The following is a 2,556-nucleotide window of genomic DNA, read 5'->3' as shown; positions in this document are numbered from 1 at the left end:
TTTAGAAATCAATCATGCAGTTCACAAACTCAAAAAGTGGATGAAGCCTAGTCGTAGATCCACGGAGTTACTCTTCACAAGTAATAAAGCCAAAGTACATTACCACCCCAAAGGTGTTGTCGGAATCATCTGCCCATGGAACTTTCCCTTATACCTAGCGTTAGGGCCTCTTATTGCAGCTTTGGCAGCGGGCAACAGAGCGATGATCAAAATGCCGGAGAATTGCCCTAACTCAGCCGCATTACTGCAAGAAATGCTTAGCGAAATTTTTCCTGAAGACTTGGTGGATGTGTTGCCTGGTGACCACCCGGATGCGATGAAAATTTCAGAGCAGCCTTTCGATCATTTGGTGTTTACAGGCTCGCCTAAAACCGGGCGTATTATCATGAGTAACGCGGCTAAAAATCTGGTACCTGTCACTTTAGAACTCGGTGGAAAATCGCCGGCAGTTGTGTGTGAAGGCGCCAACCTGAATGATGCCGCTAAGCGAATTGCGCATGGTAAGGCCATGAATAGCGGTCAAGTCTGTTTAGCACCTGACTATGCGTTAGTACCTAGAAATAATATTGATGAGTTTGTTGAGGCCGTAAAGAAACAGTTTATAAAAATGCATCCCTCGACTTCCGGTAGTGAACATTACACCTCATTGGTAGACGACCGCGCAGACGAACGTTTCAGGCGCCTAATTGACGACGCGAAAGCGCATCGGGCAGACATAACCGTTTGCGGTTCTATTGGCAAGGGGCGGCAGTACCCGCTTCATATTGTAAAGAACCCTGATCTCAATATGAATTTGATGCAAGAAGAAATATTCGGTCCAATTTTGCCTGTGATTCCCTACGATAATATCAACGAAGTAATTGACTTTATAAACGACCGGGAACGCCCTCTAGCACTCTATTTATTCGGCCATGATAAATCCATACGAGACACAATTATGAAAAACACGCTGTCTGGTGGAGTAAGCATTAATGATTGGGGCTGGCATGCATTCAATCACGACATGCCTTTTGGTGGCGTGGGTAATTCAGGTATGGGCAGTTACCATGGCGAAGAAGGGTTTCGTGAGCTATCCCATGCCCGATCGACTTTTCAACGACATCGATTCTTTCCGATTGGTTTATTCTATCCTCCCTACGGAACCATTATTCAGAAATTATCGATGAAACTATTTCTAGGTAAGGCAGATAAAGAGCTGCTAGGCCCACCTAATCTAGATTCATAATAATAAACACCTTTGGGGTTACCGATGACACAGATAAACACAACACTCTCACGCAACAACCTAGCCGACTTTTTAGAGGGCTTTCTTCAAAAATACGCAGAAAAACCAGCTTATTCATGTCTCGGGCAAACATTATCCTTTGCTGAAATCGATGCTAAATCTAAGGCTTTGGCCTGTTTCTTACAGCAGCAAGAGAACCTAAATCAGGGTGACCGGATAGTGATACAGCTGCCAAATCTAAGCCAGTACCCAATTGCTGCTTACGCCGCGTTGCGTGCTGGTTTAGTCGTGGTAAACACAAACCCTCTTTACACGCCTAGAGAAATGCAGCATCAATTCTCAGATTCAGGTGCCAAGGCGATAATTATTCTAGAAGACCTGTTGCCCAACTTAGAAAAAATCAAGGGTGATACGGCGCTGGAGCTAGTGATTTCAACAGGTGCTGCGGATTTACTAAGCGACTCCCCGACGCCTGCTCCAGAGGGTTGCCACTCTTTTAGCCAAATCCTCAATGATTTTGATCAGGCTAAATTGCAAGCCCGTAAAGATATTGGCCCAGATGATTTATGTATGCTCCAGTACACTGGAGGCACAACTGGCGTTTCTAAAGGTGCTTGTTTAAGCCACCGAAATGTCATAAGTAATGCTAAACAATGTTTGGATAGACTTGCTACAGGGTGTAGAGAAGGGCAAGAGATATTTGTGTGCCCATTACCCCTCTACCATATCTATGCCTTTACAGTGAATATGATTATGTTTGCGAGCAAAGGCAATCTCAATGTACTCATTCCTAACCCTAGGGATCTTAACGCCTTTATTAATGCCATCAAACCTTTCGAATTTACCGGCATATCAGGGATCAACACTCTCTTCGTCGGTCTTTGTATGCAGGAAGAATTTAAAGCGCTAGATTTTTCAGCACTGCGATTGACCGTCTCGGGTGGAACTGCCTTAACCTCTAATGCCAGTGAAATATGGAAAGATGTAACAGGCTGCAGTATTTCTGAAGGCTATGGGTTATCAGAAACATCTCCGGTCCTCTGCCTTAATGAACCTGGCAATGAAGAAATAGGCACAGTTGGGACACCTCTTTCTGATACAGAAATTCAGCTTTGGAATGATGACGATCAACCCGTATCTGAAGGTCGCGGACAGATCGTCGCTAAAGGCCCTCAAGTGATGAGTGGTTATTGGAATATGCCAAATGAAACCGCAAAGGCATTAACTGAAGATGGCTTTTTCAAAACGGGTGATATGGGCGAATGGACTGATGACGGTAAGCTAAAAATTGTTGACCGTCTAAAAGATATGATTATTGTTTCAGGATTTAA

General features: G+C 44.3%; 2 protein-coding genes. Both read left to right on the top strand.

The window, feature by feature from the left end:
- Positions 1 to 1,225, top strand: a 1,225-nt coding sequence (locus A3763_RS03730) for an aldehyde dehydrogenase family protein (RefSeq protein ID WP_082880369.1), incomplete at its 5' end; no start/stop codon positions are given.
- Positions 1,226 to 1,249: 24 nt separating this feature from the next.
- On the top strand, positions 1,250 to 2,556 hold a 1,307-nt coding region (locus A3763_RS03725; protein ID WP_068759893.1), incomplete at its 3' end, for an AMP-binding protein.

It is taken from the genome of Oleiphilus sp. HI0128, from assembly GCF_001635365.1.
Note: the sequence above shows the minus strand (reverse complement) of the source record. Positions and strands in the feature narration are given on the sequence as shown.